This window comes from Streptomyces minutiscleroticus, from assembly GCF_014650875.1.
GTDB classification, from domain to species: domain Bacteria; phylum Actinomycetota; class Actinomycetes; order Streptomycetales; family Streptomycetaceae; genus Streptomyces; species Streptomyces minutiscleroticus.
The window spans coordinates 1-613 of the sequence record NZ_BMVU01000258.1; the positions used below are offsets into that span (position 1 = coordinate 1).

Genomic DNA, 613 nt, shown 5'->3' on the forward strand with positions numbered 1-613 from the left:
GCATTCAATCGTTTCAAATTCATAGCGTTTATTATTTTCATTGTTGATTAAAGTGACAGACATTTGACTTCCTTAAGTTTTTAGAATGATAGCACTCCATTATAAGCCAAAAAATTAAATATTTTTTTTAAAAACATTGCGTTTTTTCAAGTTATTTCCAACCGCTACTTTTAAACACGCATTCAAAAAAAGATTTTTAGGGGTTATATAGTATTTTTGCGCTAGTATAGTTACTTAAATTTTACAAAAAGGATAAGAGATGGCTTACAACCCTAAAATTTTGCAAAAGCCTAAAGAGGGCGAAGAAATTACGATTAAAGACAACAAATTGCATGTGCCAAACCACCCCATTATCCCTTTCATTGAGGGCGATGGCATTGGATCAGATATTACCCCGGCGATGATTAAAGTCGTGGATAGTGCGGTTCAAAAAGCGTATAGAGGCGAGAAAAAAATCGCATGGTATGAGGTGTTTGTGGGCGAAAAATGCTATCAAAAATTTAAAGATCATAAAGAATTAAGCCCAGAAGAGCAATGGTTATTACCGGACACTATTGAAGCGATTAACCACTATAAGGTTTCTATTAAAGGGCCTTTGACCACGCCTATTGGT

1 protein-coding gene is annotated in these 613 nt (G+C 34.6%); it reads left to right on the plus strand.

Going from position 1 to position 613, the window contains the following annotated elements:
* Positions 1 to 259: 259 nt before the first annotated feature.
* Positions 260 to 613, plus strand: a 354-nt coding sequence (locus IE271_RS44630; RefSeq protein WP_229920013.1) for an isocitrate/isopropylmalate family dehydrogenase, incomplete at its 3' end; no start/stop codon positions are given.